This is a genomic window from Mycobacterium attenuatum (assembly GCF_900566085.1).
In the GTDB taxonomy this organism is placed as follows: Bacteria; Actinomycetota; Actinomycetes; order Mycobacteriales; family Mycobacteriaceae; genus Mycobacterium; species Mycobacterium attenuatum.
This window is the reverse complement of sequence record NZ_UPHT01000081.1, coordinates 28,325-54,215: the sequence shown is the minus strand read 5'-3', so window position 1 is coordinate 54,215 and position 25,891 is coordinate 28,325. Positions and strand designations below refer to the sequence as shown.

The 25,891-nt window shown below is 66.8% G+C and carries 16 protein-coding genes and 1 pseudogene; 7 read left to right on the top strand and 10 right to left on the bottom strand.

Annotated elements, in window-relative coordinates:
- Window positions 1-267: 267 nt before the first annotated feature.
- Window positions 268-684 carry a CBS domain-containing protein gene (locus EET13_RS13815; RefSeq protein ID WP_122442827.1) on the top strand — a complete coding sequence of 139 codons (417 nt, stop codon included), beginning with the start codon at window positions 268-270 and terminating at the stop codon, window positions 682-684.
- 5 nt (window positions 685-689) lie between these two features.
- Here the strand turns inward: EET13_RS13815 and EET13_RS13810 are convergent, their stop codons facing one another.
- The 3 genes from EET13_RS13810 to EET13_RS13800 are packed head-to-tail and all read right to left on the bottom strand — an operon-like array spanning window position 690 to window position 4,347.
- Window positions 690-1,958: an amidohydrolase family protein gene (locus EET13_RS13810; protein ID WP_122442826.1), complete on the bottom strand. Its 1,269-nt coding sequence runs from the start codon at window positions 1,956-1,958 to the stop codon at window positions 690-692.
- Between the two features lie 6 nt (window positions 1,959-1,964).
- Window positions 1,965-2,738 carry a class II aldolase/adducin family protein gene (locus EET13_RS13805; protein WP_122442825.1) on the bottom strand — a complete coding sequence of 258 codons (774 nt, stop codon included), beginning with the start codon at window positions 2,736-2,738 and terminating at the stop codon, window positions 1,965-1,967.
- Window positions 2,725-4,347, bottom strand: coding sequence for a class I adenylate-forming enzyme family protein (locus EET13_RS13800; RefSeq protein WP_122442824.1), 1,623 nt, complete (start codon window positions 4,345-4,347; stop codon window positions 2,725-2,727). The genes EET13_RS13805 and EET13_RS13800 overlap by 14 nt, the downstream gene beginning before the upstream one ends.
- Before the next feature lie 6 nt (window positions 4,348-4,353).
- Between EET13_RS13800 and EET13_RS13795 the strand changes: the two genes are divergently transcribed.
- Window positions 4,354-4,929 carry a GNAT family N-acetyltransferase gene (locus tag EET13_RS13795; protein ID WP_244603903.1) on the top strand — a complete coding sequence of 192 codons (576 nt, stop codon included), beginning with the start codon at window positions 4,354-4,356 and terminating at the stop codon, window positions 4,927-4,929.
- Between the two features lie 168 nt (window positions 4,930-5,097).
- Here EET13_RS13795 and EET13_RS13790 read toward each other — a convergent pair whose 3' ends face one another.
- Window positions 5,098-7,740, bottom strand: a complete 2,643-nt coding sequence (locus tag EET13_RS13790; RefSeq protein ID WP_122442823.1) for an FHA domain-containing protein — start codon at window positions 7,738-7,740, stop codon at window positions 5,098-5,100.
- Window positions 7,741-8,049: 309 nt separating this feature from the next.
- Here EET13_RS13790 and EET13_RS13785 point away from each other — a divergent pair, with 309 nt between their 5' ends.
- Window positions 8,050-8,355 carry a hypothetical protein gene (locus EET13_RS13785; RefSeq protein WP_122442822.1) on the top strand — a complete coding sequence of 102 codons (306 nt, stop codon included), beginning with the start codon at window positions 8,050-8,052 and terminating at the stop codon, window positions 8,353-8,355.
- Between the two features lie 18 nt (window positions 8,356-8,373).
- Here the strand turns inward: EET13_RS13785 and EET13_RS13780 are convergent, their stop codons facing one another.
- The 3 genes and pseudogenes from EET13_RS13780 to EET13_RS13770 form a co-directional block, all read right to left on the bottom strand.
- Window positions 8,374-9,825 carry a serine/threonine-protein kinase gene (locus EET13_RS13780; protein ID WP_122442821.1) on the bottom strand — a complete coding sequence of 484 codons (1,452 nt, stop codon included), beginning with the start codon at window positions 9,823-9,825 and terminating at the stop codon, window positions 8,374-8,376.
- Between the two features lie 121 nt (window positions 9,826-9,946).
- Window positions 9,947-10,972 carry an alpha/beta hydrolase gene (locus tag EET13_RS13775; protein ID WP_122442837.1) on the bottom strand — a complete coding sequence of 342 codons (1,026 nt, stop codon included), beginning with the start codon at window positions 10,970-10,972 and terminating at the stop codon, window positions 9,947-9,949.
- Window positions 10,973-11,257: 285 nt separating this feature from the next.
- Window positions 11,258-12,860, bottom strand: a pseudogene (locus tag EET13_RS13770) (molybdopterin-dependent oxidoreductase).
- A gap of 112 nt (window positions 12,861-12,972) precedes the next feature.
- On the opposite strand from EET13_RS13770, the gene EET13_RS13765 reads away from it, so the two are divergent.
- Window positions 12,973-13,242 (top strand): DUF4242 domain-containing protein, encoded by a 270-nt coding sequence (locus EET13_RS13765; RefSeq protein WP_122442820.1) that lies wholly within the window; start codon window positions 12,973-12,975, stop codon window positions 13,240-13,242.
- 3 nt (window positions 13,243-13,245) lie between these two features.
- On the opposite strand, the gene EET13_RS32295 is transcribed toward EET13_RS13765, so the two are convergent.
- The gene (locus EET13_RS32295) at window positions 13,246-16,152 is read right to left on the bottom strand and encodes an ATP-binding protein (RefSeq protein ID WP_122442819.1); all 2,907 of its coding nucleotides are present in this window, start codon (window positions 16,150-16,152) and stop codon (window positions 13,246-13,248) included.
- A gap of 157 nt (window positions 16,153-16,309) precedes the next feature.
- Between EET13_RS32295 and EET13_RS13755 the strand changes: the two genes are divergently transcribed.
- Window positions 16,310-17,686, top strand: coding sequence for an FAD-binding oxidoreductase (locus tag EET13_RS13755; protein WP_122442818.1), 1,377 nt, complete (start codon window positions 16,310-16,312; stop codon window positions 17,684-17,686).
- Window positions 17,687-17,695: 9 nt separating this feature from the next.
- On the opposite strand, the gene EET13_RS13750 is transcribed toward EET13_RS13755, so the two are convergent.
- Window positions 17,696-18,925 (bottom strand): NRAMP family divalent metal transporter, encoded by a 1,230-nt coding sequence (locus tag EET13_RS13750; RefSeq protein WP_483237988.1) that lies wholly within the window; start codon window positions 18,923-18,925, stop codon window positions 17,696-17,698.
- Between the two features lie 146 nt (window positions 18,926-19,071).
- Between EET13_RS13750 and EET13_RS13745 the strand changes: the two genes are divergently transcribed.
- Both EET13_RS13745 and EET13_RS13740 read left to right on the top strand, forming a co-directional pair.
- A complete protein-coding gene (locus EET13_RS13745) occupies window positions 19,072-19,908 on the top strand; it encodes an SDR family NAD(P)-dependent oxidoreductase (protein WP_122442816.1) in 837 nt (278 codons plus the stop codon).
- Between the two features lie 115 nt (window positions 19,909-20,023).
- Window positions 20,024-20,464, top strand: coding sequence for a flavin reductase family protein (locus EET13_RS13740; RefSeq protein WP_425293680.1), 441 nt, complete (start codon window positions 20,024-20,026; stop codon window positions 20,462-20,464).
- A 10-nt stretch (window positions 20,465-20,474) separates the two neighbouring features.
- On the opposite strand, the gene EET13_RS13735 is transcribed toward EET13_RS13740, so the two are convergent.
- Window positions 20,475-25,571: a beta strand repeat-containing protein gene (locus EET13_RS13735; protein ID WP_122442814.1), complete on the bottom strand. Its 5,097-nt coding sequence runs from the start codon at window positions 25,569-25,571 to the stop codon at window positions 20,475-20,477.
- Between the last annotated feature and the right edge of the window lie 320 nt (window positions 25,572-25,891).

The window sequence follows — 25,891 nt, the reverse complement described above, 5'->3', positions numbered from 1 at the left end:
GCGGGTAAGGTTCCGAACTCACAGCGACTTCCCAGGGTTTGCTACTGAACTCGGCAGAAAACTTGCGAGGCGAAGGTCGGCAATGACTCGACATCGACTCGGGCGTCGACAGCTACCCGACACCTGCGCTGCCGCGCGGTCCGCCGCAGTCCCTGGACCCGTCGGCACGGCTGTCGGAAAACCTGGCAATGGCACCGGTACTAAGGCCATCCGATTTGAGGACTCAAGTCACTAGAACCAGCGGCCGGGTCCGGGTGAGATGGTGGCGTGACTACCCTTCCTTCTGCCGGATCGCTGCCGATTTCCACCGTCACGGGCGACCCAGTGGCGCGCGTTGTGGCCGACGCCACCGTGGCCGACGTCGCCAACGCGATGGTCGCCGACAACGTCGGAGCGATTGTCATCGGCGACGACGAACGCCCTGCAGCGTTGGTGAGTGAGCGCGACATCGTCCGGGTCGTGGCCGCCGGGAAAGACCCGAACGCGGTGCGGGCACTTGATGTAGCCACCACCAAGCTGGTGTGGTGCGACTCCGAGGCCACCGTCGACGAGGTGGCCAATCAGATGATGGAGCATTACATCCGCCATATTCTGGTGGAACACGGTGGCGTTCCGGGTGGGATCGTTTCGGCTCGCGACCTGCTCGGTGTCTACTGCGCCGAGGCCGACTTGAAGCTCGACTAACCGGCTCAGAATCCGTCCGGGTTCTGCTGAATATGCACCGGCACCGGATGACGATACAGACGCGCGGCGTTTTGCCAGGTGACCTTGCGCACCACGTCGTCGGGCAGCCCGCTGATCTGATCGTGGATCGTTTGCTGGGTGTGCGGCCACGTCGAATCACAGTGCGGGTAGTCGGCTTCCAGCATGATGTTGTCGGCGCCGATTCGCTCATGCAGAACAAACGACGACTTGTCCTCCACCGCGCAGAACCAGAAGTTGCGGGTGAAAACTTCTGCTGGAGTGAGCCTTTCACCCAGGCCCTGCCAAGTTCCATACATCCGGTGGTAGCTCAGCATGTGGTCGAGACGGTCCAGCAACCCCGCGACCCAGCCGATTCCCCCCTCGGACAAACAGATTTTGAGGTCGGGGTATCTGCAGGGCAGACCGGAGTACAACCAGTCGACCGCGGCGGAGATGGCATAGGCGAAAAACAGCACGCCCACGACATCCGGCGGCGCGTCGTCGGTGGTGGACGGCGACGAACCCGAAGAGCCGATGTGCAGGTTGACCACGGTACCGGTTTCGGCACACGCCGCCATCATCGGATCCCAATGGCCCGAATGGATACTCGGCAACCCCAGCATCGCTGGGTTCTCACTGAACGTGACGGCATGAAAGCCGCGCCCGGCGTTCTCATAGATCATTTGCGCGCCGACGTCGGGATCCAGCAGCCACGGCAGCTGGCATGCAATGATCCGATCAGGATAAGAGCCCGCCCACACCTCCAGATGCCAGTCGTTCCACGCCCGCACCGACGCCAGCGCCAGGTCGCGATCGGCGGTCAGCTGTTGCAGCCGTTGGCCGGCGAACCCGGGCAGAAACGACGGAAAGTTCAGGGAGGCGTAGACGCCGTTGAGATCCATGTCTTTGATTCGCTCATGGATATCCCATGCACCCCTGCGCATTTCGTCGAAGCGCATCGGGTCGAAACCGTACTCGGCGACCGGGCGTCCGACCACGGCGTTGAACCCGACGTTGGGCAACACCTGGCCGTCGTAGACCCACGTCTGGCCGCCGGCGTCGGTGTCCACGACGCGCGGCGCCCGATCGGCGAACCTGCGGGGCAGACGGCCGGTGAAGGTGTCGGGGGGTTCGACGATGTGATCGTCCACCGAGATCACCGTGTAGTGGCGTTCGGCCCGGGGCGGGTCGGGCAGAAATGAAACCGAACGGCTTGCACCGGTTTTGGCGGTCGTGAAGTTCGGGTCCGCCGCTAGCTGGTCAATTGATTTCATGGCGATTCACCGCAGAACTTCCGGATCAGCCTTGATGGTCAGCCGCGCGGCACCCGCCCAGTACACAGCGGCGGCACGTTCGATGAGCGAGGATTGCATGCCTGCCATGTCCGCCCATGTCATCTGCGCGGGTGCCGCACCGGTGAGCATGACGTCGTAGGCCAGTTTGCATACCCGTTCGATCGATGCGGCGCGGTAGACGGCTTCGGCTAGAGTGCGGCCGGTGGCGATGACGCCATGGTTGGCCAGAATCGTCACGTTGGCGCCGCCGATATGTGCCGCGAGATCGGCTGCGCGCGAACGGCTGTCGACTTCACCGTCGTACGTATCGACCAGACACAGGTCATCCAGGAACAGCGAACCGGTCTGGTGCACCAGCTCGGGCAGCCGGCCCAGCGCGGCCAGCACGCACACGTAGTAAGGGTGGTTGTGAATGACCACCCGGGCATCTTCTCGGACGCGGTGCAGTTCGGTATGGAGGTGGATCGCCGGGGTGACATCCCACCGGCCGCGTACCACCTGTGCGTCGGCGTCGACCACGCAGATATCCGATGCGGTGAGCTCCTGCCACCACAGGCCCCACGGGTTGACCAACATGTCGGTGTCGCCGTCGGGTTGCCAGGTGATGTGTCCGGCCATGTTCTCGGCGAACCCGATCGCGGCGAGGTGGCGGAAGGCCACCGCCAGCGCCTGCTCGTTGGACAGCTCGACTCCGATCGGCGGCAGGACCGACGGCGTCCACACCCGCACGCCGCCCGGGCGCGCATCAGCGGTGTTCATCATCGACCTCCATCCTGGCGCGAATGTCTTCGCGCAGCACGCTTTTGGCAACCTTGCCACCCGAGGAGCGCGGCAGTTCCTCGATCACGATGAGCCGTTCGGGCAGCAGCTCCTTGCCGTAGCCCAGGTCCAGCAGATGGTTAACCAGTTCGGCCAGCCCCAGGGAGTTCGAGCCGGCGAGTTCGGCGTAGAGGCATACCTTTTCGCCGAACACCGGATCGGGCATCGCGACGGCCGCGGCCACCGCGATCGCCGGATGGGTCAGCGCGGCGTCTTCGACGTGTGCCGCGCTGATGTTCTTGCCGCCGCGCACAATGAACTCGGAAATGCGGCCGGCGACACTTAGGTATCCCTGCGCATCGATCTCACAGAGATCACCCATGCGCATCCACCCGTCGGTGGTGAACAGCTTGTCGCGATCGGTACCGTCCAGATAGCCGAGACTGGTCGCCGGGCCCCGGCAGGCGGGTTGGCCGCGGCCCGTCCCGGTGACGTCGCGATCCCTGTCGAAAAGCCGGACCGACATCTCCGGCACTATGCGTCCAGCCGTCCGCAGCCGCCGTTGCTGCGTGTCGTCCAGCGTGGTCCCGCTGAGCAGACCGGTCTCGTTGGAACCGTAGCACTGCAAGATCTTGGCCCCGGTAAGTTCCTCGAACTCGGCGGCCGGCCGATAGGGCACCGCTTCGCCACCGGTGAACGCCACCCGCAGCGAACTCAGATCGTAATCCCGGCAAGCTGCGTCGGCCATCAGCATGGTCAACTGCGTACTGACACAACATAATACGCTGACCCGGTGGGCGGCTATCGCTGCCGCCGCGGCCCGGGTGCTGAACCTGTCCAGGACCACCACGGTGGCACCGAGATGGATCGGCGACGTGTGGCTGGTCCATATCCCGAACCCGAACGGTGTCGCGATGACCGGCAGGAAAACGTCGTCAGCGGTCAGTAGCCCGTGTGCGACAGCCTTCAGATGAAAGTAATGCCAACGATTTTGGGTGTGCACGACACATTTGGGACGCCCGGTGGTGCCGGAGGTGGAGTTGATCAGGAAGACGTCGTCGGGCCCGAGCCGGCAGCCGCTGTCCAGCACCCCGGGTTCGGTCTCGACGTTCAGTGCCGGCGCGGCCCGGTGCCCGCCGAGCACCAGCAACGAAACCGGGTACTCGGCGGCTACGTCCGCTGCGACGCCGTTGTGGTGCCGATCGCTGATCAGAACTTTCGGCCGGGTTTGACGCAGGATGTCGACGACCTCACGCGGACCGGCACGCGCACCTAGCCCGACGACGACGGCGCCGCAGCGCTCGATCGCGACGAACAGCACGTGGATGGCCGCCGAGTCGCCGTGCCACACCGCCACCCGGTCCCCATAAGTCAGCCCGACACCCGCCAGCTGTTTCGCTAATGCCGTAGCGGCACAGTCGAATTCATGCCCGGTTAGGGACGGGCCGGAATGTTCGATGTACGCGGTCCGGTCGGGCGAGAGCTCGGCGTTACGACGTGCCGCATCAGACAGCGTGGTGTCCGACCACCACCCGGCCGCGTAGTACCGGGCCGAGTCTTCGGCGCTGAATGCCCAAGATCCCGCGGTATCCAGCCCACCGGCATCCATAACGAAATGATAGGGAAAGCAGCGCGGCGCTCGATCCGGCCCGCTCCGGGACGAAACTTGCGTGCCGGGGATCTGCGCTACTTCGCCCTCACCATCGGGCTCAGACAAACCAGCGGAGCAACCGTGACGCAGATACCCGACGGTAGCTCGATCCGGAGAGCCGAACCGGCGGACTACGCGAACGTCGCGCCGATGCACTACCGGAGTGGGCGACTGTCCTACCGGGGAATCGTGGCTAGCGAGCTGCTCGACCTGTTCGATTGGCAGACGTGGGTCGATCGGGAATACCCGCTAACGGTCAGCCGGCCCGGATGGGCCAGGTGGCTTGGCGAGTCGCGGGACCGAATTGTCGGCATGAGCATCTTCGGGCCGGAGCCGGGAAATCCTGACCATCTCCAGATCGACGCGCTCTCTATGACCGTGGGAGACGAGCGCCGGGGCATCGGCGGGTTCCTGCTCGATCATGCGCTCAGCTCCGAGCCCGCGCACGATGCCGTCCTGTGGTGTACCGAGATGAACCATGGGACGCGGCCCCTCTACCAGAAAGGAGCTTCCAGCGCGACGGACGATCCGTCCTGCTGACCCTGATACCGGGCCTGCTGGCCGTGCCCCAGATAGGTTTCACCCTGCATCGATGCACAAGCCGGGGCTGATTCGTCCCTCTTGGTGCACGTGTGCCCACTAGCCGCTCGCGGCGCCGGCGATGATGCCGAGGTGCGATGCCTTGTCCGGAGGCGCGTGGATGGCCGATCAGCCGCGCGGAAGGCGGATCTTCCACCGCACGAAGCAGAGGTAGAAAACGCTGATCACGGCCAGCATGCCCATGTCGAACCACCACGCGCCGGCCGTGTGATGCCAGTGTGAATCCTTGGGCGTCAGCGGGCCGGGCACCAATTTGATCAAGTCGACGGTGGAGGCCGACGCCGCGAAACCCCATCTCGCCGGTGTGGCCCACGACATCTGATCCAGGCCGACGCGCCCGGTGACCGGAATCATGCCGCCGGAGAAGACCAGTTGCGACATGACCGCGACCACGAGCAGCGGCATGATCTGTTCATTGGATTTGGCGATGGCCGACAACGCCAGCCCCAGCATCGCCGAGGCGACGCAGGTCAACGCGACGTCGGCGAACAGTTCCAGACCCGGCTTGCCCAATGCCACCGCACCCTGCGTCGGGCCGCCCTTGCCGATCAGCACGATGATCGTCACGATCGCTGACTGGACAACCGCGAACACCGTGTAGACACAGATCTTCGCGATCAGGTATGCGGTGGTGGACAGGCCCACCGCCTGTTCTCGCCGGAAGATGGGCCGCTCTCCGATGAGGTCGCGGATGGTCAGCGCGGTCCCCATGAACACCGCACCGACGTTGAGCAACACCAGGATCTGGCCCGGCTCGTTGGGTGCGTTACCCATCGGATTGGGGAACCCGAAACCGACGTCACCAGGGACGGACATCGACAGCGAGCCCATGATGAACGGCAGCACTGCCAAAAAGACGAAATAGCCACGGTCGGACACGATCAACCGGATCTGCCGCCGCGCGATCGTCGAGAACTGCCGGAACAGGCTGGTGTGCGAGGGGTCGCCCAGCTCGGCGGGCTGCTCGGCCGGCGGCGGTGGGGGCGGTGGACCCGTGCGCGCCAGGTACCGGGACTGCGCGCCGTCCGGGTCGTCGGCAACCGTGCTGAAGATGTCGGCCCAGTTGGTGGTGCCCATCGCCGGGCCGATCTGGTTGGGCGGCCCGCAGAACGCCGTCTTGCCGCCGGGCGCCAGCAGCAGCACCTGGTCGCAGACGTCGAGGTAGGTCAGCGAGTGGGTGACCACCAGCACCACCCGGCCGGCATCGGCCAGTTGCCGCAGCATGGTCATGACCTGGCGGTCCAGCGCCGGGTCCAAACCCGATGTGGGCTCGTCGAGAATCAGCAGCGACGGCCCGGTCAGCAGTTCCAGCGCCACCGACGCACGTTTGCGCTGACCGCCCGACAGCTTGTCGACGCGGGTCTCGAGGTGCTTGGACATCTCGAGTTCCTCGAGTACCCGGGCGACCACCTGTTCCCGGTCTTCCTTGGCGGTGTCGGGGGGCAGTCGCAGCTCGGCGGCATACATCAATGCTTGTTTGACGGTCAGCTGGCCATGCACCACATCGTCTTGCGGTACCATGCCGATCCTGCTTCGCAGCGAGGCGTATTCGGCGTGCACGTTGTGTCCTTCGAACGCGACTGTGCCGCTGCTCGGATGGGTGTAGCCGGCCACCAGCCGCGCGAAGGTCGACTTGCCGGCGCCGGACGGACCGATGACGGCGGTGAGCATGCCCGGGCGCGCGGTCAACGAAATGTTGTCCAGCAGCGTCTTGTTGTTCTCGATCGTCCACGTCACCCCACGCACATCGAGACCGCCGGTGCGCGTCTCCAGTAGGGTCTCTTCGCGGCGTACCAGCGTGCCGCCGGCGAAAACCAGGTCGATGTTGCCGATCGTGACGACATCGCCCTCGCGCAGCAGCGCCGATTCGACCCGCAACCCGTTGACGAAAGTGCCGTTGATGCTGCGGTTGTCGCGGATTTCGGTGCCACCGGGCGTCGGGACCAGGCTCGCGTGGTGGCGCGATGCCAGCACCTCGGGGATGACGATGTCGTTGTCGTCGGCCCGGCCGATCCGAAGCGAGCCCGGCGGCAATTCCCCCGCCGCTTTGCCGGGCCGCAGGATCTTCATCATCGACGTCGCGATGTTGCCCGTTTCCCCGCTGGGACGAACGGCGACCGGAGGCGGCGGAGCCCCGGCGGGTGGGCGGTAAATCTGCGGTGCGGGCTGTGGGCCCGACGGCGGGCGGGCCGGTTGAGCGCCGGTCGGGTAGTGCGGCGGCGGCCCCGCCGGCGGGGCGTGCTGCGGCCCGCCGGGCGGTTGAGCAGGCATCCGGGCGGTCGTCGGCGATTGCGGCTGTTGTGGCGATTGCGGCTGTTGCGGCGGCGCCGCCCACTGGGCACCGGTATGCGGCGGAGTGTGGGCCGGCCGTGCCCCAGTCGGGATGGGCGGCACCGGCATCGCCGTCGTCGGCGGGGGCCGCCCGACCGAACCCTGCTGGCGCCGGCCAACCTCGAAGTCGAGCGCCGGACCGTCGGGGTTGCCGATATTGACACGCTGGCCGTCGTGGATGTCGACGACCGGTACCCGGCGGTTGTTGACATACAGCCCGTTGAGGCTGCCGTTGTCGATGGCGATCCACCTGCCCTGGTCGAAGCGCAACAGCAGATGCACCCGCGAGATCAGCGGGTCCGCGACGCGGACGTCGGCGCGTAGATCACGGCCGATGACGACATCGTGGCCTGCTGCGAAGGTGCGCTCGGCTCCGTTGTATCGCACGGTCAGCACTGGCGGCGCAACTGTTTGGGTCATCGGGACCAACTGTAACGGCAGCGGCGCCAACTGCAGAACAAGACGTGGATACGTCGCGGGGTTACCTGGTGGCAGGCAATCAGTTGGGCCATCGGATGTCTTGGCGCGGTTACCTGAGGCAGCCTCGGTGGCTAACGTCGGTGGGCGACTTCGATCGGTTCGCCGAATTCGGCGGCGCGCAGCGCGAACTCGGGGTTGACGACACGCGGGCGCGGATATAATTCGTTGCCCAACGGGGCCCCTCACACTTCAGACACTCCAGTCGAACAGACGCCGGACACGTGGCAGCCGGCAGCAAGGAGATTCTCAATGCGTCCCTGGAAGCGACCGGTGGCCGCCGTGGCGACAGCGGCATTGGCGTTGACCGCCGTTCCTGAAGTGTTCGCCGTCATGGCGCCGTCCGGCCAAGCACGCGCAGACGTGTGCGTCAACGCCGGGCGGCGAGTTTCGGTGAGCGGGTGCGCCAATGTTGCCGATGCGGTGGCCCCCTACGTTCCGCCCCCGTCCGAATACGCCCCGTTGCCCGAGGACTATCCGCCTCCCCCACCCCCGGCGCCCAATGTGAACGTCTGCGCCAATGTCGGTCGCCGGATCAGCGTCAGCGGCTGCGTGTAGCCCCCGCGGCCAAAGCCGTCACGGCCAGCCGTTGCTGCGGCGAATCTCCTCACGGCATTGACGGCGGGTCTGGCCCGTCTGTTGCATGCAGATGCGGATCGGCGATTCCTGCTCCGTGGGTAGCGGCGTCTCGGTGGGCTCCGCCGTGGCGGTGATTGTCGGACTCGCCACGGTGCCCGGCGTGAGTGACCAGATGGTCGTGCTGGTGCCCTGCAGGGTCGAACAGTAGGCGGTCGCGCCGGTCTTGGTGACTCCGGTACTGCCCAGCGGGGAGCAGACGGCGCCGATGACCACCACCGGCGCCGCGGCAGCCGACGTCGTGGTCTCGGTCTCTGCCGCCGCGGTGGTCGACGGTGTCGTCGTCGTCGAGGTGGTGGAGGTGGAGGTGGTGGTGGGCGGCGGTGTCGTCGTCGTCACCACCGAGGTGGTGGTCGCCGGCGAGCTCGACGTCGTCGCGGACACCGCGCGTTCGTCGTCGGCCCGCTGGAACTCGCGAAGCGCCACGACAATCGCGACGACCAGCAATATCGCCAGCATGGCGGGGATCAGCACCGCTGGTCGCATCAGCGACCGTTTGGCCGGCGGCGCGGGCGTCGCGACCGGTCGGGCGATGGTTTCGTCGGCATCACCGCCGCCCAGGCGATGACCGAGCGCCCGGGCGAAATCGACACACCGCTGATAACGGTCTTTGGGGTCTTTGGCCAGCGCCTTGGCGAACACCGCGTCGAGGTCCGCCAGGGCCGGCAGGCGATCGCCGATCGGCGGGGGCGCTGCGCTCAGGTGCTGGCTGATCACGACGGCGGGGTTGGAATGCTGGAACGGCGGAGAACCGGTGATCAGGTGAAACGCCGTCGCTGCCAGCGCGTACTGGTCGGCCCGCCCGTCGAGGTCTTGGCCCATCAGCTGTTCGGGCGCGGCGTAGGACACGGTGCCCACCGTCATATTGGTCGCGGTCAACCCGCTGGCTTCGCCCACCCAGCCGGCGATCCCGAAGTCGGCCAACATGATTCGACGGTCCGGCGAGTCGGGCTTGGCGATCAGGATGTTGGCGGGCTTGACGTCGCGGTGCAGCAGCCTGTGTTCGTGGGCGTAGTCGAGCGCCTCGGCCACCGCGGTGATGATCGCGGTGACCTCGGGGCCGGGCATCCCGTGGGGATACCGCTCGCGCAGCAACCGCACGGCGTCCACACCGTCGACATAGTCCATGTCGATCCACAACTGACCGTCGGTTTCGCCCCGGTCGTGCACCGCGACGATATGCGGGTGCCACAGTGAAGCCGCGGCGTCGGCTTCGCGGTTGAAGCGTTCCCGGTACTCCGTGTCGGCAGATACCTCCGGCCGGAGTACCTTCAATGCGTCCTGGCGGGGAAGTCTCGGGTGCCGGGCCAAGTAGACCTCGCCCATCCCGCCGGAACCCAGCTGTCGGACGATGGTGTAGCCGGCGAACGTCGAACCTTCGGCGAGCGGCATGGCGGCATCGTAGCCCGCTATGCGGTCGCGACGCCGAAGATCAGGGTGTCCGGCCAGGTCACGGCCACTAGCTGTGATCGATCACACCAGCGCCTACCCTCGCGCGCGAGCGCTGGGTGCGTTAGCCGGCCGCGGCCGCCGGAAGGCGGCCCGTACCTGCGCCGGTGACCTCTTTGACGAAGTCGCCGATATACCGAATGGCACGCCTGCCTTCCGGCAATACGTCTGCAGCCAGCGGAAAGTCGTGAATTTGGCCGTCCCATAGGTGTAGATCACATCGGATTCCCGCGGCGCTGAGCCGATTGGCCATGAGCTCAGCGTCGGCGAGCAACAATTCGTCCGAACTCGCATGGATGGAGACGGGCGGCAGCGGCGACAAATCCGCATCCACCGGGGACTCAACGCGCCGTGCGGGTTGCGACCGGCTCGGCGGCAGCTGCACCTCGCCGAGATAGCGCGCGAACATCGACAGGGCACCGCGGGTGAACATCGAGCATCGGCGTGCGTTGCGGTGAGCGAGCTTGCGGGCCGGGTCCGCATCGGTGAAGGGCGAGACGGTGGCAATGCCAGCTGGCTTGGGCAGGTGGCTGCGAATCGCCGACAGCGTTGTCATGAATGCCAGGTACCCGCCGGCCGAATCGCCGGCCACGACGACCTGGTCACCCTCGAAGCCCTGGGCCTGCAACCAGGCGAGGCCGCTCAGCGCATCCTCGATCGCGTCGGTGATGTGGTGCGAAGGCAGTTTGCGGTATCCCACGTTGAGCACGCCGGCATCCGCGGCCTTCGACAACCGGCACGCCAGGGACCGGTGTGTGTTGAGCCCACACGTGAGGAAGGCCCCGCCATGGAGGTAAAGAATTGCCCGCTTCGGGGAAACACCGGGTGCCCGAACCCATTCCGCAGCGCAGTGATCGAGGCGAACCGGATCAATGCGGGCCGCCGTCCCAAAACGCGGCAGCAAACCTGCCAAGCCATCGACGTAGTCGAATGGCCAGCGCAGATTCGGTTGGATGGCCCAGGCGCGCACCGCATTCTTCACAATCAATCGAGTGGCAAGTGAGACGGCAATTGATTGCGGGCTGTGGCGATGATGAATGCGGCGGCCGTCGGGTTTCCCCCCTCGGGCACGGCGGGCATTTTTTACCATGACCATTGCGATCAACTCCTAATGATGGCCAATGAATACCCTGGCCGGTGCCCACCAAACGAAGACATCCGCCCGCACTGCGGCGGGGAATCTCACGTTTAGCTGACCAATCGGCGGGTATACCTGACACAATGCCTGTGGCCGGCGAAGCGCTTCAGACGCGTTCTCGCAAACCAATCGGTGATCCTGCGCAGCGACGACTACAGCAAATGAGCGGCGCGCGGTGCGAATGCCACTGTGGCAGATTTATAATTCCCGCCGGCCAGTCCGGGTGGCCGATCCCGGTTAATCGACTGTTACCGGGATTCCGTTGAGCACGCCATTGCCAGACGGCTCGTCGAGCAAAGTCGGTGGGGACAACACATTGGTGTTGGCCCCCGGTGCGCTGTTCGATCGCGGCTGGCGCCAGCTCACCCGCACCAGCTGCTCCGCCGGGCGGTGCATACGCGCGGCAAGCCGGGGCAGGTCGTCGAGCAGATACCGCGGCGCGAGCCGGGTTTTCCTGCCGGGGGTACCGAGGATGTCCGGCAGCTGCGGCGCCATCGGTCCGAAGTCGATTCCATGGGGATGGGCCTTGAGCTCGTCGAGGGTCAGACCGCCGGGGTTCTTTCCGTATTGGTCCCCGAACGGGCCGGTTCGCAACGTCAGGTCCAGGATCCGCTCCGGGCCGCCCGTCACCCCGGCATCCTCGTAGCGCTTGCGGATCGTCGCACCGTCGAACCCTCGGGTGAAGGCCAGGTAGTCGAAGAAGCCGTCGTCGATGGCTGCGACGGCACGTCTTCGGCCGGGGTGCCGGTGCACAGTCCGGTCAACCGGATCAGGATTTCCCACTCGTGCGGGCGATCACCCGGGTCGAACACCGGCGGCGAGTATTTCGCGAAGCTGCGGATCGCGAATTGCAGCACCAGATCGTCGTGGTGGGGCTGCTCCAGCGGCGATAGGCCGGGCAGGAGCACGTCGGCGTGCCGTGTCGTCTCGTTGAGCCAAAGATCAACCGAGATCATTGCGTCCAGCATCGGCAATGCCTCGTCGAGCTTGTCGCCACCCGGTGTGGACAGCACCGGGTTGCCCGCGACCGTGATCAGGGCCTTAAGGTGTCCCTCCCCCGGTGTGGCGATCTCTTCGGCCATACACGACACCGGAACCTGCCCGAGGACCTCCTTGGCGCCACGGACCCGCGTGCGCCAGCGGCCGAATTCGGCGACACCTCCCGCCAGGCCGGGCAGCGGCTGCGTGGTGATCGACCACGCCGCGGGCCGCGGGAACATTGCGCCGCCGGGAGTGTCGAAATGTCCGGTGACAATGTTGACCACATCGACCAGCCAGCTGGCTAGACTGCCAAACTCCTGGTTGCACAAGCCAATTCGGCCATACACCACGGATTTTTCGGTGGCGGCGAGCTCACGGGCCAACCGCTGGATGCGGTCTGCGCCAATACCGGTGACGGTGCTCATCCGGCTGGGCGGCCAGTCCGCCGCCACGCGGCGCATGGTGTCGATCCCGTCCACATGCGGCCCCGGCCTGACCAGGCCCTCGGCAAAAAGCGTGTGCACGACGGCCAGCAATAGCGCCGCGTCGGTACCCGGGACGATGGGAAGCCATTCGTCGGCCCGGTCGGCGGTGTGGGTGCGCACCGGGTCGACCACGATCACCTTGCCGCGCTTGCGGATTGCCTGGGACGCCGGATCCGGTCGGGATCGTGGTGCAGCGCTCCCAATGCCACGCCCTTCGGACACATGTGGCCGCGGCTCCACACGTCGTCACGATTACCGCGGATACTTGCGACTCGGCCACCTCCCGAGCCTTCGTCGACGCGAATCTCCAAGCCGCACATGGCTTCACACAACGGACACGTATGCAGATGCCTGCCGGGTTCAGCGTTTGGCATTGTCCCACTTTATTCCGCTACGGTTGGTAGCGGAAGTGTCCGTGGAGCGCGGTCGTATGATGAACCGACTCGGCGACACGTTCGGCCGCGAGCCGGTGAGAAGGAGGCCCCCGTGCCGATATTCATGGTCGAGCGCACCTATGCCGAACAGCTGGAACCCAGCTTCGAGGCCACCGACGGGATCAATCGCATCAACGCGCAAGAAGGCGTTCGCTGGTTGTACTCGTTTCTGTCCGCCGATAAACGAAAGACGTACTGCCTCTACGAGGCACCGTCGCCCGAAGCGATCCGAACCGCTGCCACCCGGGCGGGTCTCCCCGCCGATGTCATTGTCGAAGTCACCGGACGCGTCTTGCCCGACGGCGCGTCGGCCGACATTTGATCGTCACCCCAGCAGTTGGTGATCGGCGGCATACATGGCCGCCTGCGTGCGATTGGCGGCACCGGTCTTGATCAGGATGCTGCGCACATGGTTGGCGGCCGTGTTGGTGCTGATGTAGAGGCGTGCGCCGATGGCCCGGTTGCTCAATCCCGCGGCCAGCAGCCGCAGCACCTCGACCTCTCGGTCGGTCAATCCGTCCGGCCCGTGCAGATCCGTGGTCCGCAACGAATCCACCAGATCCAGAACCCTGGTCTGCCCGATCGGCGCGGCGACCCGGCGGGCTTCCTCGGCCAGGCGCCGGGCCGCCTCCGTGCGACCGCCGGAAGCCGCAAACAACGCGTGCCGGGCCAGCGTCTCGGCCACATGGACGACAGCACCCATGCGCCGATCCATCTCCAGCGCGGCGGCGAAATGACGCTCGGCTGCCGGTGCGTCACCACTGAGTGCCGCCATTCGGGCGAGATATCGGTCAGCGCTGCCGAACAGCGCGACGAACTGGCCGGCCAGCAGGTTCTTGCCCGCGTAGCGGGCAACGAGCGGGCGCAGTGCATGCACCGCTTCCCGGTTACCCAGCTCTAACGCCGCCTCCACCATGAACACCAGCTCCATCGGCCATTGCGCCTCGTCGGTGTGGTCGCCGAGATTGCGGTTGAGCAAGTGGTTGAGGGCGCGGTCCATGCCGCGTTCGCAGTTGAGCTCGGTGTACAGCGCAAGCAGGCCGGGAACCCAACGGCCGGCAAACGTCTCGGTGCCGTCCACATAGCCGATGAACCGCGTGAGTCCCCCGGTCTCCCGGCGGATCATGAACATCTGAACTCCGTGCGAGCCCTCGGTTCCGTCGGCGCCGAACGAATTGCCGGTGCGCAACGCGATGTCGGCCCACCGTTCCGCGACTGCGAAGTCGCCGCGCAGAAAGGCCAGCGCCTGGTCGACGCACGCGCTGATGAAACCGAAGAACGGTTGCCCGCAGGCTTGCACCGAACGCTGCATGTCGGCGGCCGAGGCGGCCAGGGCTTCGGGCCGTCCCGTCAGATAGCTGACCATGGCGCGAAAGTGCGCGGCCGAACCCAGCGCGTCGTAGTCGCGACGAGCCTGCGCCGCACGCAACAGCTCGGTCGAACGCTCCTCCTGGATGTCGCACATATCGGGCGTCAGATGCCACAAGCTGGTCATCAAGGCATGCTGAACCACTGCCGGATCTTCAGCTGTGCGCGCGAGTTCGATTGCGCGGTCGCTGATCTCGCGGGCACGCGCCGCTTCGCCGGCGAACCCCAGAGCTCGCCCGAAACTGCCGAGAGCATGCACATATCGCGGGTCGCGGCTGCCCAGGCCGCAGGTTTCCAGGGCCGACGCCAGTAGGTCGGCCGCCTTCGAGTCGGCTAGCCCTGGACGCCAACTCGCGTCCTCGTAGCCGACGGCCGCCTCCAGCCGGACCAGCGGATCGTCGGTGGTGCTGATGCGTTCATAGATCGCCCGGGCGCCCGCGAAATCACCGGCGCGCACGTGGTTCGTGGCCGCGTCGAGGCTCAACCTCGCCCGGTCCGTCAGGCCCAGCTCCGGAAGCGACGCCGCCCGCTGGAACCATTTCGCTGCCTCTTCGTAGGCCAGGCTGTGTTCGGCCATCCGCGCCGCCTGACGCGCGTAGCGCAATGCCTGCTCGTGGTAGCCCAGTACGTGCGCCACCAGGTAGTGGTTGGCCAGGCGTGGAACCACCGAGGGATCGGCGCGCCCCTCGAGCGCTTCGGCCGCGCGCGCGTGCAGGATCCGCAGCCGGGACGCCGCCATCCCGCCGAGCACAGCCTCGCGGGTCAGCGCGTGCACGAAGGCGAACTCACCGTCGGAGTCGGGCAGCGCCCGGACCAGCCCGACGGCTTCGGCCGAATCGATTGCCGCCAGTGTCGCGGTCAGGTCGGTCTGGCTGGTCGCAATCAGCGCGGGCAGGTCGAACGTTTGGCCCAGCACCGCTGCCTGCTCGACGATTTCGCGGACGGCGGTGCCCAGTCCGCCGAGGCGGCGAGCGATGGCATCGCCGATAGACGCCGGGACCGTCCGCTGCGAACTCAGTGCCGCGATTCCGCCGCGGATCTCCAGGTGGTTGCACAGCTCGTTGAGGAAGAATGGGTTGCCCCCGGTCTTGTCGCGTAACAAAGCCGCGGTGCTGCGCAGCGACGGCGCTGCCAATTGCTGTGTGCGGCGGACGAATTCGGCGATCGCTTCGGTATCCAAGCCCTCCAGGTCGAGGCGCCGGACACCGTCGAAGCGGTGCAGGTCGGCCAGCCGGGTGACCAGCTCCTCGGTGCGGTCAGGTTCGGTCGTGCGGAAGGTGGCCACCACCAGCATGCGGACATCGGCGCAGCCGACCAGCACGTGTTCGAGCATGGCCAGCGTCGGAAGCTGCGCCCAATGGAGATCTTCGAGAATCAGCGCAATCGGGCGATCGACGCTCAGCCGCCGTAGGAAGCCGGTCAGTGCGTCGAAGAGAGCCCGCCGGGGCGCACCAACGTCGTCCTCGGTGGCGACACCGGGCAGTTGCCGGTCAACCTCGGTTGTCAGCCGGCGCAGTTGGGCGCCCACTCCGTCCAGCAGCTCCGCTAGCGACCCTGGTGGATTGCCGACAAGCAGCTGATCCATCGCCTCGGCGAACGGTGCATAGGGCACGCCCGCGTCGGCGGTCGAACCGCCCACCAGCACGGCGACCCCGTGTTCGGCCAGGGTTCCGGCCACCTCGGCAACCAATCGCGTCTTGCCGGCCCCCGGTTCACCGCCGACGAACACGGCCTGACGGTTGCGGCCCTCCACCCGCTCCCATACCTGTTCGAACACGGCAAGTTCGGCTGCGCGGCCCACCATCGGACCGCCACGACGGGCGATCAGCTCGGCGGGAAGCGGTGGCGGCACCCACTGGGCCATGGTGTCAACGTAACCGCGGCATCGCGGCCGGTCGATAGTCAGAGTTGACTATCCCGGCAAGCCCCGACAATGCCTCGTTGTGGTCATGCCACGAAGCCCGGGCACCTCGTAGCGTCTGTCCCATCAAGACCTGCAGAGCCGAGAGGGAGATATCGACATGAGCCTCACCACCGACACCGATGAATTGCGCAGCCGGTTGGGCGCGCAGCTGATCCTGCCCGACGACCCCGGATACGACGAGGCCAGGGCGGTTCACAACGCCATGATCGACAAACGGCCCGCCATGATCGCGCGCTGCGCATCCGCCGCCGATGTCACGGCGGCTCTCGACTTCGCCCGGACATCCAAACTCGCGGTCGCCGTCCGCGGGGGCGGCCACAACGGCCCGGGATTCGGCACCGTCGACGGTGGCCTGGTCATCGACCTGTCGCCGATGAACCGGATCGACGTGGACGCCGACCGGCGTTCCGTGCGGGTGCAGGGCGGCGCGACATGGGGGCAGGTGGATGCCGCGACAAGCGCGCACGGCCTGGCAACGCCGTCGGGCATCATCTCCACCACCGGCGTCGGCGGCCTGACCCTCGGCGGCGGCCACGGCTACCTGTCGCGCAAGTACGGCCTGACCATCGACAACCTGCTCGAGACCGAGCTCGTATTGGCTGACGGCCGGATGGTGACGGCCTCGGAGTCACAGCACCCCGACCTGTTCTGGGCGCTGCGCGGCGGCGGCGGAAACTTCGGCGTGGTCACAGCGTTCACGTTCCGGCTACATCCGGTGCCCACCGTGATCTGCGGCCCCACCGCGTGGCCGGCATCGGCCACCGCCGACATTCTCAGCTGGTACCGCGACTTCCTGCCCGCCCAGGACGAAGATCTCTACGGGTTCTTCGCCGCCATGACCGTCCCGCCGGCGGCACCCTTCCCCGAGGCATTCCATCTGCACCAGGCCTGCGCGGTGGTGTGGTGCTACACCGGCGATCCCGCGGCCACCGAGGAGGCGTTCGCGCCGGTGCGCCAGATGGAACCGGCGTTCGACGGGCTCGGCCCGGCGCCGTACCCCGCCCTGCAGTCCACCTTCGATGCGCTGTATCCCAAAGGGCTGCAATGGTATTGGCGCGGCGATTTCTTCCGGACCATCGCCGACGGTGCGGTGGACGCGCATGCCCGGTTCGCCCAGGAACTGCCAACCATGCACTCCACCATGCACCTCTACCCGGTCGACGGCGCGGTCCATCGGGTCGGCCAGAGCGACACCGCGTGGGCATACCGGGACGTCAACTTCTCGCAGGTGATCGCGGGGGTCGACCCGGACCCGGCCAACGCCGCGGCCCTGAAGCGCTGGACCGTGGACTACTGGGACGCCACACACCCGTACTCGGCGGGCGGCGCGTACGTCAACTTCATGATGGACGAGGGCCAAGACCGGGTCCGCGCGACCTACGGTCCCAACTATCGGCGCCTCAGCGAGGTCAAGACGACATACGACCCCGACAATGTGTTCCACATCAACCAGAACATCGTGCCGGCGCGGTGAGCGGACGACTCACCTCCAGCCGAGGGCCTGCGGAACCATATAGAGCCCGAAGGCGATGACAACCAGACACAGCGCACGAGTGGTGTACTTGCGTACCCCACTCATGCGCCATTGTTCGGGCAGCGCGTGGGCCTCCAGCACCAGCAGCAGCCCCAGCACGATCGGCAGCAGCAGGGCATTCATCACTTCGACGTCGACGGCCAGGTTGACCAGGTCGACGCTGCCCAGGACCAGTGCCGCGCCGACGACGTGAGCCAGGGCGTAGGTGATGTAGAACTTCGCGGTGGCCCGATTGGGCCGCTGGTTGAGGGTGTGTTGCCACCCGAAGACTTCCGAGAGCCCCCAGGCGCCGGCCAGCGAGGCGACGATCGCAGCCACCAGCGCCGCGCCGAGCATGCCCAATCCGAACAGCACGGTGCCGCCCAGTTTGCCCAGATAGGGGGTCAAGGCATTGGCGATCTGCCCGACGGTGTGCAGCGGCGCCGCCTCCTGATGATTCCCGATGGTGGCCGCGACGGTCAGCACCACCGCGATCATGATCAGCTGGGTCAGCGCCGCGCCGGTGGCGGTGTCGTAACGGGCCTGCCGGATGGTGGCCGCCGACAGGTGCTTGTCGACCACCGCCCCCTGCTGATAGAAGATCATCCAGGGCATGATGACCGCGCCGACGTTGGCCGCGACCAGCAGCAGATAGGACGAGTTGCCCAGCGGCATCGACGACAAGCCGGCCAGCAGCGCGTCCAATTGCGGACGAGCCATCACCATGGCGACCAGAAATGCCAGCTCGGCCGCGCCGACGGCCAGACCGATGCGCTCGACGCGCCGGTAGCTGCCGGTCAGCGCCAACGCCAGCAGCATCGCGGTCGCGATCGGGATGCTGACCCAGCGCGAGACACCGAAAAGTTCGCCGACGCCGGCGACCCCGACGAACTCCGTCAGCAACGCCCCGATGGCCGACGCGAACAACGTAAAAGCCGACAGCCACGCCCAGCCGCGGCCGAATCGCTCCCTGATCAGTGCGCCGTGGCCGCGGCCCGTCACGATGCCCAGCCGCACGGTCATCTCCTGAACGACATAAAGGATCGGCATGAGAATCAACTGCGGCAGGACCATCCGGTAGCCCCATTGGGCGCCGGACTGGGCGGCGGTGATCAGCGAGCCCGCGTCGGTGTCGGCCAGCATTACCACCAGGCCCGGACCCCACACCGCCAGCAGCGCCCACCGCCCGCGGCTGCGCACCGATTGCGGCGACGAACGCTCCTCGGCTGCTCTACCGGCCTCAGCCACGGCTTGACCTGATCGCTGGATGTGGCACCCCCGTAATGTCCCACACCGCGTCCTGCCGAAGCCGACACCGCCTGGCCGATACTCCAAGATGGTGAGGCATGAAGGACCCAACGTACGGCCATCCGCTGCTCGCCGACCGAGTGGCGGTGGTGACGGGCGGCGGCGGCGGTATCGGGGCGGCGACCTCGCGGTTGTTCGCCGAACACGGCGCCCGGGTGATCATCGCCGACATCGACGCCGACCTCGCCGGCCAAACCGCCGAAGCGATCGGCCACGCGGCCGTCGCGGTGGTCACCGATGTCCGCGATGCCGCGCAGGTCAGGGCGCTGGCTCACACCGTGCTCGATGGCTACGGCCGGGTGGACGTCCTAGTGAACAACGTGGGCCACTGGCTGCGCCACCCCGGCGATTTCGCCGACACCGACCCGGAACTGTGGGACGAGCTCTACCGGGTGAACCTGCACCACGTGCTGTTGGCCACTCACGCGTTCCTGCCGGCGATGATCGATCGGCATGCCGGCGCGATCGTCAACGTGTCGTCCGTGGAGGGACTGCGCGGTTATCCGGAGGATCCCGTGTACGCCGCCTTCAAGGCCGCCGTCATCCACTTCACCCGCAGTCTTGCGGTCCAGGTCGGCCACCACGGAGTCCGGGTCAACGCGATCGCTCCCGACGTGACGGAATCACTGCAGGTGCCCTATTCGCAATGGTTGTCCGACGACGAACAAACCCAGTGGCCGCAATGGGTTCCGGTCGGACGGATGGGCGTGCCCCTGGATCAGGCCCGTGCGATTCTGTTCTTGGCCTGTCATCTGTCAGCCTTCGTCACCGGTCACACCATCGCGACCGACGGCGGCACCGGCGCAGCCGGCGGATGGTTCCGCTCCTCGCGCCGGCCCGACCGGGAATGGACGAATCGCCCCATCGCCCCCTAGCACGCCGGCACCCCCGCCCCGGGGATTCCCATTCGGTGGGAACGGGAAGACTGAGCGGGTGAGCAAGCCGGAAGTCGAAGCTTTCGACAAGCTGGTGTCTTTTCTGAACTATCCGATGTTCGTGGTCACCGCAGCCGCCGGTGGCATCCGCGCCGGATGCCTGGTGGGGTTCGCCAGTCAGGCCAGCATCCATCCCCCGCGCTTCCTGGTCGGCCTGTCCGAGCAGAACCACACGTTCCGGGTGGCGGCCGGCGCCACGCATCTGGCGGTGCACCTGTTCGACCGTGAGCATCTCGACGTGGTGGAGCTCTTCGGCAGCCGCAGTGGCGACACGATCAACAAGTTCGACCGGTGCTCGTGGCATCTCGGGCCGGCACAGACACCCATTCTCGAGGACGCGGCGGCCTGGTTCGTCGGCAGGATTCTGGATCGGTTTCCGCTCGGCGACCACGTCGGGTATTTGCTGGAACCGGTGGACGGTAGCCCGCCGCACGAGCTGGAACAGTGGGTGTCCTTCCGCGACGTTCGCGACCTGCCGCCGGGCCACGAGGCCTAGGTTGCGCGGATCAGGCGCCCGGCAGGATATCCATGAAGGGCCGGATGCTGACGTGCAGGTTGCCCGGGCCCGCGGTCGCCTGGACGTTGTCTGCGAAGGCTACGGCGAGATTGAGGATGCCGTTGAAGGCTTTGGCTCCGGCTCCGGTGCCGCCGACGATCGCGAGGTTGGCGCCCGCCAACCCGACCGCTGGGTCGCCGGCCACAGCGGTGCTGTTGCCTCCCACGACGACCCCGACATTGAGCAACCCGTTGGCGCCGGCGAGGACTCCGTGGTTTTTGTCACCAACCACGGTGGCGACGTTGAGGATGTTGGCCGGGCCGTTGCCGACGGCTTCGACGCCGTTGTTGCCGAAGCCGACGGCGGTCGCGACGGTGCCGAGATCCGCGGCGCCCTGCCCGCGGGCCGCGACGTTGATGTTGGAGTCGCCGACGGCGGTGGCGAAGCTGCCGATATTGACCCCACCCCCACTGGCCACGACCGCGTTGTGGTCGCCGATGGCGGTCGCGGCGATGGCGATGTTGCCGCCCACGCCACCGGCCTGGGCCGCCACGTTGGTGTTGCCGTCACCGATCGCGCTACCCAGGGTGGCGATATTGCCGCCAAGCCCTGATGCGGTGGCCGAGGCGCCGTTGTTGCCGCCGGCGGCGGTCGCCAAAGTAGCGATGTTCTCCACGCCGGACGCCGCGGCCGTGGCCGAGTTGCCGCCGCCGATAAACGCGGTGGCGACGGTCGCGGTATTGCCCGCGCCGTTGGCGGTGGCCGAGACCGCGTTGCCGTCGGTGATCGTGATTCCCAGGGTCGCGATATTGCCGCCAATACCCACTGCCCTGGCTACCGCGGCGGTGTTGTTGTTGCCGATCACGGTGGCCAGCGTGGCGATGTTGCCGCCCACCAGACCGCCGGCTTCGGTGACGCCGCCGGTGTTGTTGTCTCCGATCACGGTGCCCACGGTGGCGATGTTCTCCACCCCGAAGCTGCTGACCTTCATCTCGTTGCCGCTACCGAAAACCGTTGTGGCGGTGGGGATATTGCCGACTCCGGTCGCGCTGGCGGTGGCGATGTTGTTGTCACCGAAGGCATTGGCCATGGTGACGATGTTGGCGCCGATGCCCCCGGCCGCGGCGCTAACCTGGCTGTTTCCGTTGCCGATCGCGGTGGCGACGGTGGCGATGTTGCCGCCCGCGCCGGTCGCGCTGGCCGACACCCCATTGCTGTCGCCACCCGAGGTGGCTACGGTGACGATGTTTTCCAGGCCGAACACGTTGACTTCCGCCGAGCCCTTGTCGCCGATGGCGGTGGCAACGCTGGCGAGATTGCCCGAACCGATCGCGGTGGCCGAGACGGTGGTGTTGCCGTCACCAATCACGGTGCCCAGCGTGGCGATGTTGCCGCCGATGCCGACTGCCGTGGCGCCCGTGGTGGTGTTGCCGCTGCCGAACACCGTGGCCAGGGTGGCGATATTGCCGCCGGCACCGCCGGACTCGGCGGCGACGGTGCCGTTGCCGTCGCCCCAGGAGGTTGCCATGGTCGCGATGTTCTCCAGGCCAAACGAGTTGGCTACCAGCCCGCTGTTGTTCCCGACACCGGTGGCGATGGTGGCGATATTGCCCAGCCCGGTGGCACTGACGTTGGCAGTGTTGTTGTCACCGAACACGTTGGCCAGGGTGGCGATGTTGCCGCCGCCGCCGCCAGCCGAGGCAGTGACCTGGCTGTTGCCGTCGCCGATCGCGGTGGCGATGGTGGCGATATTCGCGCCGATCCCGGGTGCGCTGGCCGCGACCCCGTTGTTGTCACCGATTGCCGTGGCAAAGGTGAAGTCGTTCTCCGCGCCGAAAGTGTCGACCTTTGCGGTGTTGCCGGTGCCGATGACGGTGGCGACGTTGGCGGTGTTGCCGATACCGGTTGAGCTGACGTCGATCTTGTTGTTGTCCCCGAAGGCGCTGGCCAGGGTGGCAACATTGCCGCCGCCTCCCCCGGCCTCGGCGCTGACTTGGCTGTTGCCGTCGCCGATCGCGGTGGCGATGGTGGCCAGGTTGGCCCCGATGCCGGGAGTGCTGGCAGCGACGCCGTTGTTGTCGCCGATGGCGGTGGCGATGGTGAAGTCATTTTCCACGCCGAACGCCGAGACTTTGGCGGTGTTGCCGCTGCCGAAGACGGTGGCGAGGTTGGCCGTGTTGCCCAGGCCGATCGAGCTGACATCCATCTTGTTGTTGTCGCCGAAGGCGTTGGCCAGGGTGGCGATGTTGCCGCCACCGCCGCCGGCGGTGGCGCTGACCAAAGTGTTGCCTTGGCCGATGGCTGTGGCAAACGTCGCGATGTTGGCGCCGACTCCGGGCGTGCTGGCTGAGACGTTGTTGTTGTCACCGTAGGAGGTCGCCACCGTGGCGATGTTCTCGATGCCGAGAGCGCTGGCCGAGGACGTGTTGTTGCTGCTGAACAACACAGTCGACACCGTGGCGATGTTGCCGGCGCCCAGCGCGCTGGCCGAAGCCGTGCTCTTGTCACCGATCACGGTGGCCACCGAGGCGATATTGCCGCCCCCGGCGTCGGACACGGCGCTGACCTGACTGTTGTCGCTGCCGATGGCGGTGGCGACGGTGGCGATATTGGCGCCCAGTCCCGGCGCGCCGGCGGAAATTCCGTTGTTGTCACCGATTGCCGTAGCCACGGTGGCGATGTTTTCCACGCCGATGACATTGACGTCGGCGGTGTTCTTGTCCCCGATGACGGTGGCGACGCTGGCGATATTGGTCGCGCCCAGCGCCTTGTTCGTGACGCTGTTGCCGTCACCCAAGGCGGTCGCCACGGTGGCGATGTTGGCGCCTCCGGGGCCGGCGACGGCCTCAACCGCGGTGTTGCCCTGGCCGAGAGCGGTGGCCACGGTGGCGATGTTGGCCCCGATGCCGGGCGCGCTGGCCGAGACGCTGTTGCCGTCACCCAAGGAAGTGGCCACAGTGGCGATATTCTCCACGCCCAACGCGCTGGCGTTGGCGGTGCTATGGCTGCTGAACAGCACGGTCGCCACGTCGGCGATATTTCCCGCACCCAGCCCGCTGGCCGAAACAGTGTTGTTGCCACCGAACAACACCGTGGCCACCGAGGCGATATTGCCGCCCCCGGCACCGGATTCGGCGGCAATCTGATTGTCGCCCTGGCCGAAACCGATCGCGGTGGCGACGGTGGCGATATTGCCGCCGACACCCAGCGAATTGGTGGCCGAGACCCCGTTGTTGTCACCGATCGAGGTGGCCACCGTGGCGATGTTCTCCACGCCGAACGAGCTGGCCGAGATCGTGTTGTTGTTGCTGAACAACGCGGTGGACACGTTGGCGATATTGCCGGCGCCGAACGCGCTGGCCGTGACCTTGTTGCCGTTGCCGAACGAGGTGGCCACGGTGGCGATATTGCCGCCGGCGCCGCCGGCGTCTGCGCTGACCTGGCTGTTGTCGCTGCCGAAGGCGGTGGCGACGTTGGCGATATTGCCGCCGACGCCCACGCCGCTGGCTCCGACCGCATTGTTGCTTCCGGCCGTGGTGGCCACCGTGGCGATGTTGTCGACGCCGATCGCTTTTGCGGTGGCCGAGTTGCCGTTGCCCAGTGCGGTTGCCACGTTGGCGATATTGCCCGCGCCGAGCGCGCTTGCCGCGACGTTCGGGCTGTTGTTGCCGAACGCGGTGGCCACGGTGGCGATGTTGGCCGTGCCATTGGCGTCGGCGCTGACTGCGCTGTTGCCACTGCCGCCCGCGGTGGCCACCGTCGCGATGTTCTCCACACCGAACGAGTTGGCTTTGACCACATTGTTGTCGCCGAACAGCGCGGTGGCCGCGGTCAGGGTGTGCGCACCGGTTGCGCTGGCGGCAACCGTGTTGCCGTCGCCGACGAACGCGGTGGCGACGGTGCCCAGATTGCCGCCCACGCCCGTCGCGGTGGCCGCGGCGGAGTTGTTGTCGCCGAAGGCGCTGGCGAGAACGATCTCATTGAGGCCCGCGCCACCCGCCTGGGCCAGGACCGTGTTGTTGCCACTACCGGCAACGGTGGCCACGACGGCATTGTTCTCCACACCGAATGCGTTGGCTGCGACGCCGGAATTGTTGCTGCCGAAGACCGCGGACACGACACCGGTGTTCTCCACACCGTTGACGACGGCTGAGACCTCGGTGTTGTTGTTGCCGAACACCGCCGCCACCGTGGCGTTGTTTTCCACACCGTTGGCAATAGCGGTGACCGAGTTGTCGTTGCCGAAGGCGGCGGCAACGGTGCCGATGTTGACGGCGCCGATCGAGTTGGCCTTGACCGTGTTGTTGTTGCCGAACGCCAGGGCGCCAGTGCCCAGGTTGACGCCCCCGGTGGCGCTGGTGGAGCTATTGCTGCCGAACGAGCCGGCGACGTTCAGGACGCCCCCGGTGGCTTCGGCGATGCTGCCGCTGCCGAAGGCAAGAGCGATGTCGGTCACGCCGGCGTTGGCCGTGCTGTTGGCCCCGGATGCGACGGCCAGTCCGCCAAGGGTCGAGTTGGCGTTCGCGGTGCCGCCCTGCACCAGCTGAAGACCGAAGATAGAAATGCTGAAATCCACGGCGGCCGGAAGTGCCAGCGCCCGCTGCAAGGGGGCCAGCTGTGCCGCCGCCGCCGACACACCGGTGTGGTAGGCCGACACCACGGCGACATCGGCAGCCCACATCTCCTCGTACAAGCCCTCGGTCGCGGCTATCGCGGGCGTGTTCTGGCCGAACAGGTTCGAGATCACCAGCGCCACCAGATCGTTGCGGTTGGCCGCGACTGCAGCCGGATGCACGATCGCGGCCTGCGCGGCCTCGAACACCGCCGCGACCGTGGTGGCCTGCCCCGCCGTCCCCGCGGCCGATGCTGCCGCCGCGCTCAACCAAGCGGCGTAGGGCCCTGCCGCGGCCGCCATGGCCTCCGAGGCCGGGCCCTGCCACGCGCCGTTGGCGAGGCCGGATGTCACCGTGGTGAACGACGACGCCGCGGCGTGTAGCTCGTCGGCCAGGCTTCCCCAGGCCGCCGCCGCCGCCAACATTGGTTGTACTCCGGCGCCGGCAAACATCCGCAGCGAGTTGATCTCCGGTGGCAACACGGAAAAGTTCATGGGATGCGCCCGTTCCTGGTTGCAGGGCTTGTACCGACCCTGCTGGGATCACCAGGTCTCGCGGATCTGTCGCCCAGGCAATGTGCAACCCCTTCGGAAGCGCGCCCTTCGTGACCCCATGCCATCGCGCACCTGCCGACACAAAGAGCCACGTCGCCGAGCGGCCATCGAACGGCATGGCAGCACGAACATAACCGGCTTTGACCCGCATTATCTGCGTTTGTGTGAATTCCCTTCGCCGTACCGAAATCAGGTGCCAGCCGCTGCTCCGGGCGACATGTCCGCAACTGCGGTTGTGCATCCCCTTGGTCACGAAAGCC

Bases quoted from the DNA above. Each gene is read 5' to 3' on its own strand.
- EET13_RS13810 (WP_122442826.1), bottom strand. From the start codon at position 1,958: ATGAAATCAATTGACCAGCTAGCGGCGGACCCGAACTTCACGACCGCC.
- EET13_RS13775 (WP_122442837.1), bottom strand. From the start codon at position 10,972: ATGGTAAAAAATGCCCGCCGTGCCCGAGGGGGGAAACCCGACGGCCGC.
- EET13_RS13800 (WP_122442824.1), bottom strand. From the start codon at position 4,347: ATGGATGCCGGTGGGCTGGATACCGCGGGATCTTGGGCATTCAGCGCC.
- EET13_RS13795 (WP_244603903.1), top strand. From the start codon at position 4,354: ATGATAGGGAAAGCAGCGCGGCGCTCGATCCGGCCCGCTCCGGGACGA.
- EET13_RS13755 (WP_122442818.1), top strand. From the start codon at position 16,310: ATGAGCCTCACCACCGACACCGATGAATTGCGCAGCCGGTTGGGCGCG.
- EET13_RS13805 (WP_122442825.1), bottom strand. From the start codon at position 2,738: ATGAACACCGCTGATGCGCGCCCGGGCGGCGTGCGGGTGTGGACGCCG.
- EET13_RS13790 (WP_122442823.1), bottom strand. From the start codon at position 7,740: ATGACCCAAACAGTTGCGCCGCCAGTGCTGACCGTGCGATACAACGGA.
- EET13_RS13785 (WP_122442822.1), top strand. From the start codon at position 8,050: ATGCGTCCCTGGAAGCGACCGGTGGCCGCCGTGGCGACAGCGGCATTG.
- EET13_RS13780 (WP_122442821.1), bottom strand. From the start codon at position 9,825: ATGCCGCTCGCCGAAGGTTCGACGTTCGCCGGCTACACCATCGTCCGA.
- EET13_RS32295 (WP_122442819.1), bottom strand. From the start codon at position 16,152: ATGGCCCAGTGGGTGCCGCCACCGCTTCCCGCCGAGCTGATCGCCCGT.
- EET13_RS13745 (WP_122442816.1), top strand. From the start codon at position 19,072: ATGAAGGACCCAACGTACGGCCATCCGCTGCTCGCCGACCGAGTGGCG.
- EET13_RS13735 (WP_122442814.1), bottom strand. From the start codon at position 25,571: ATGAACTTTTCCGTGTTGCCACCGGAGATCAACTCGCTGCGGATGTTT.
- EET13_RS13740 (WP_425293680.1), top strand. From the start codon at position 20,024: ATGTTCGTGGTCACCGCAGCCGCCGGTGGCATCCGCGCCGGATGCCTG.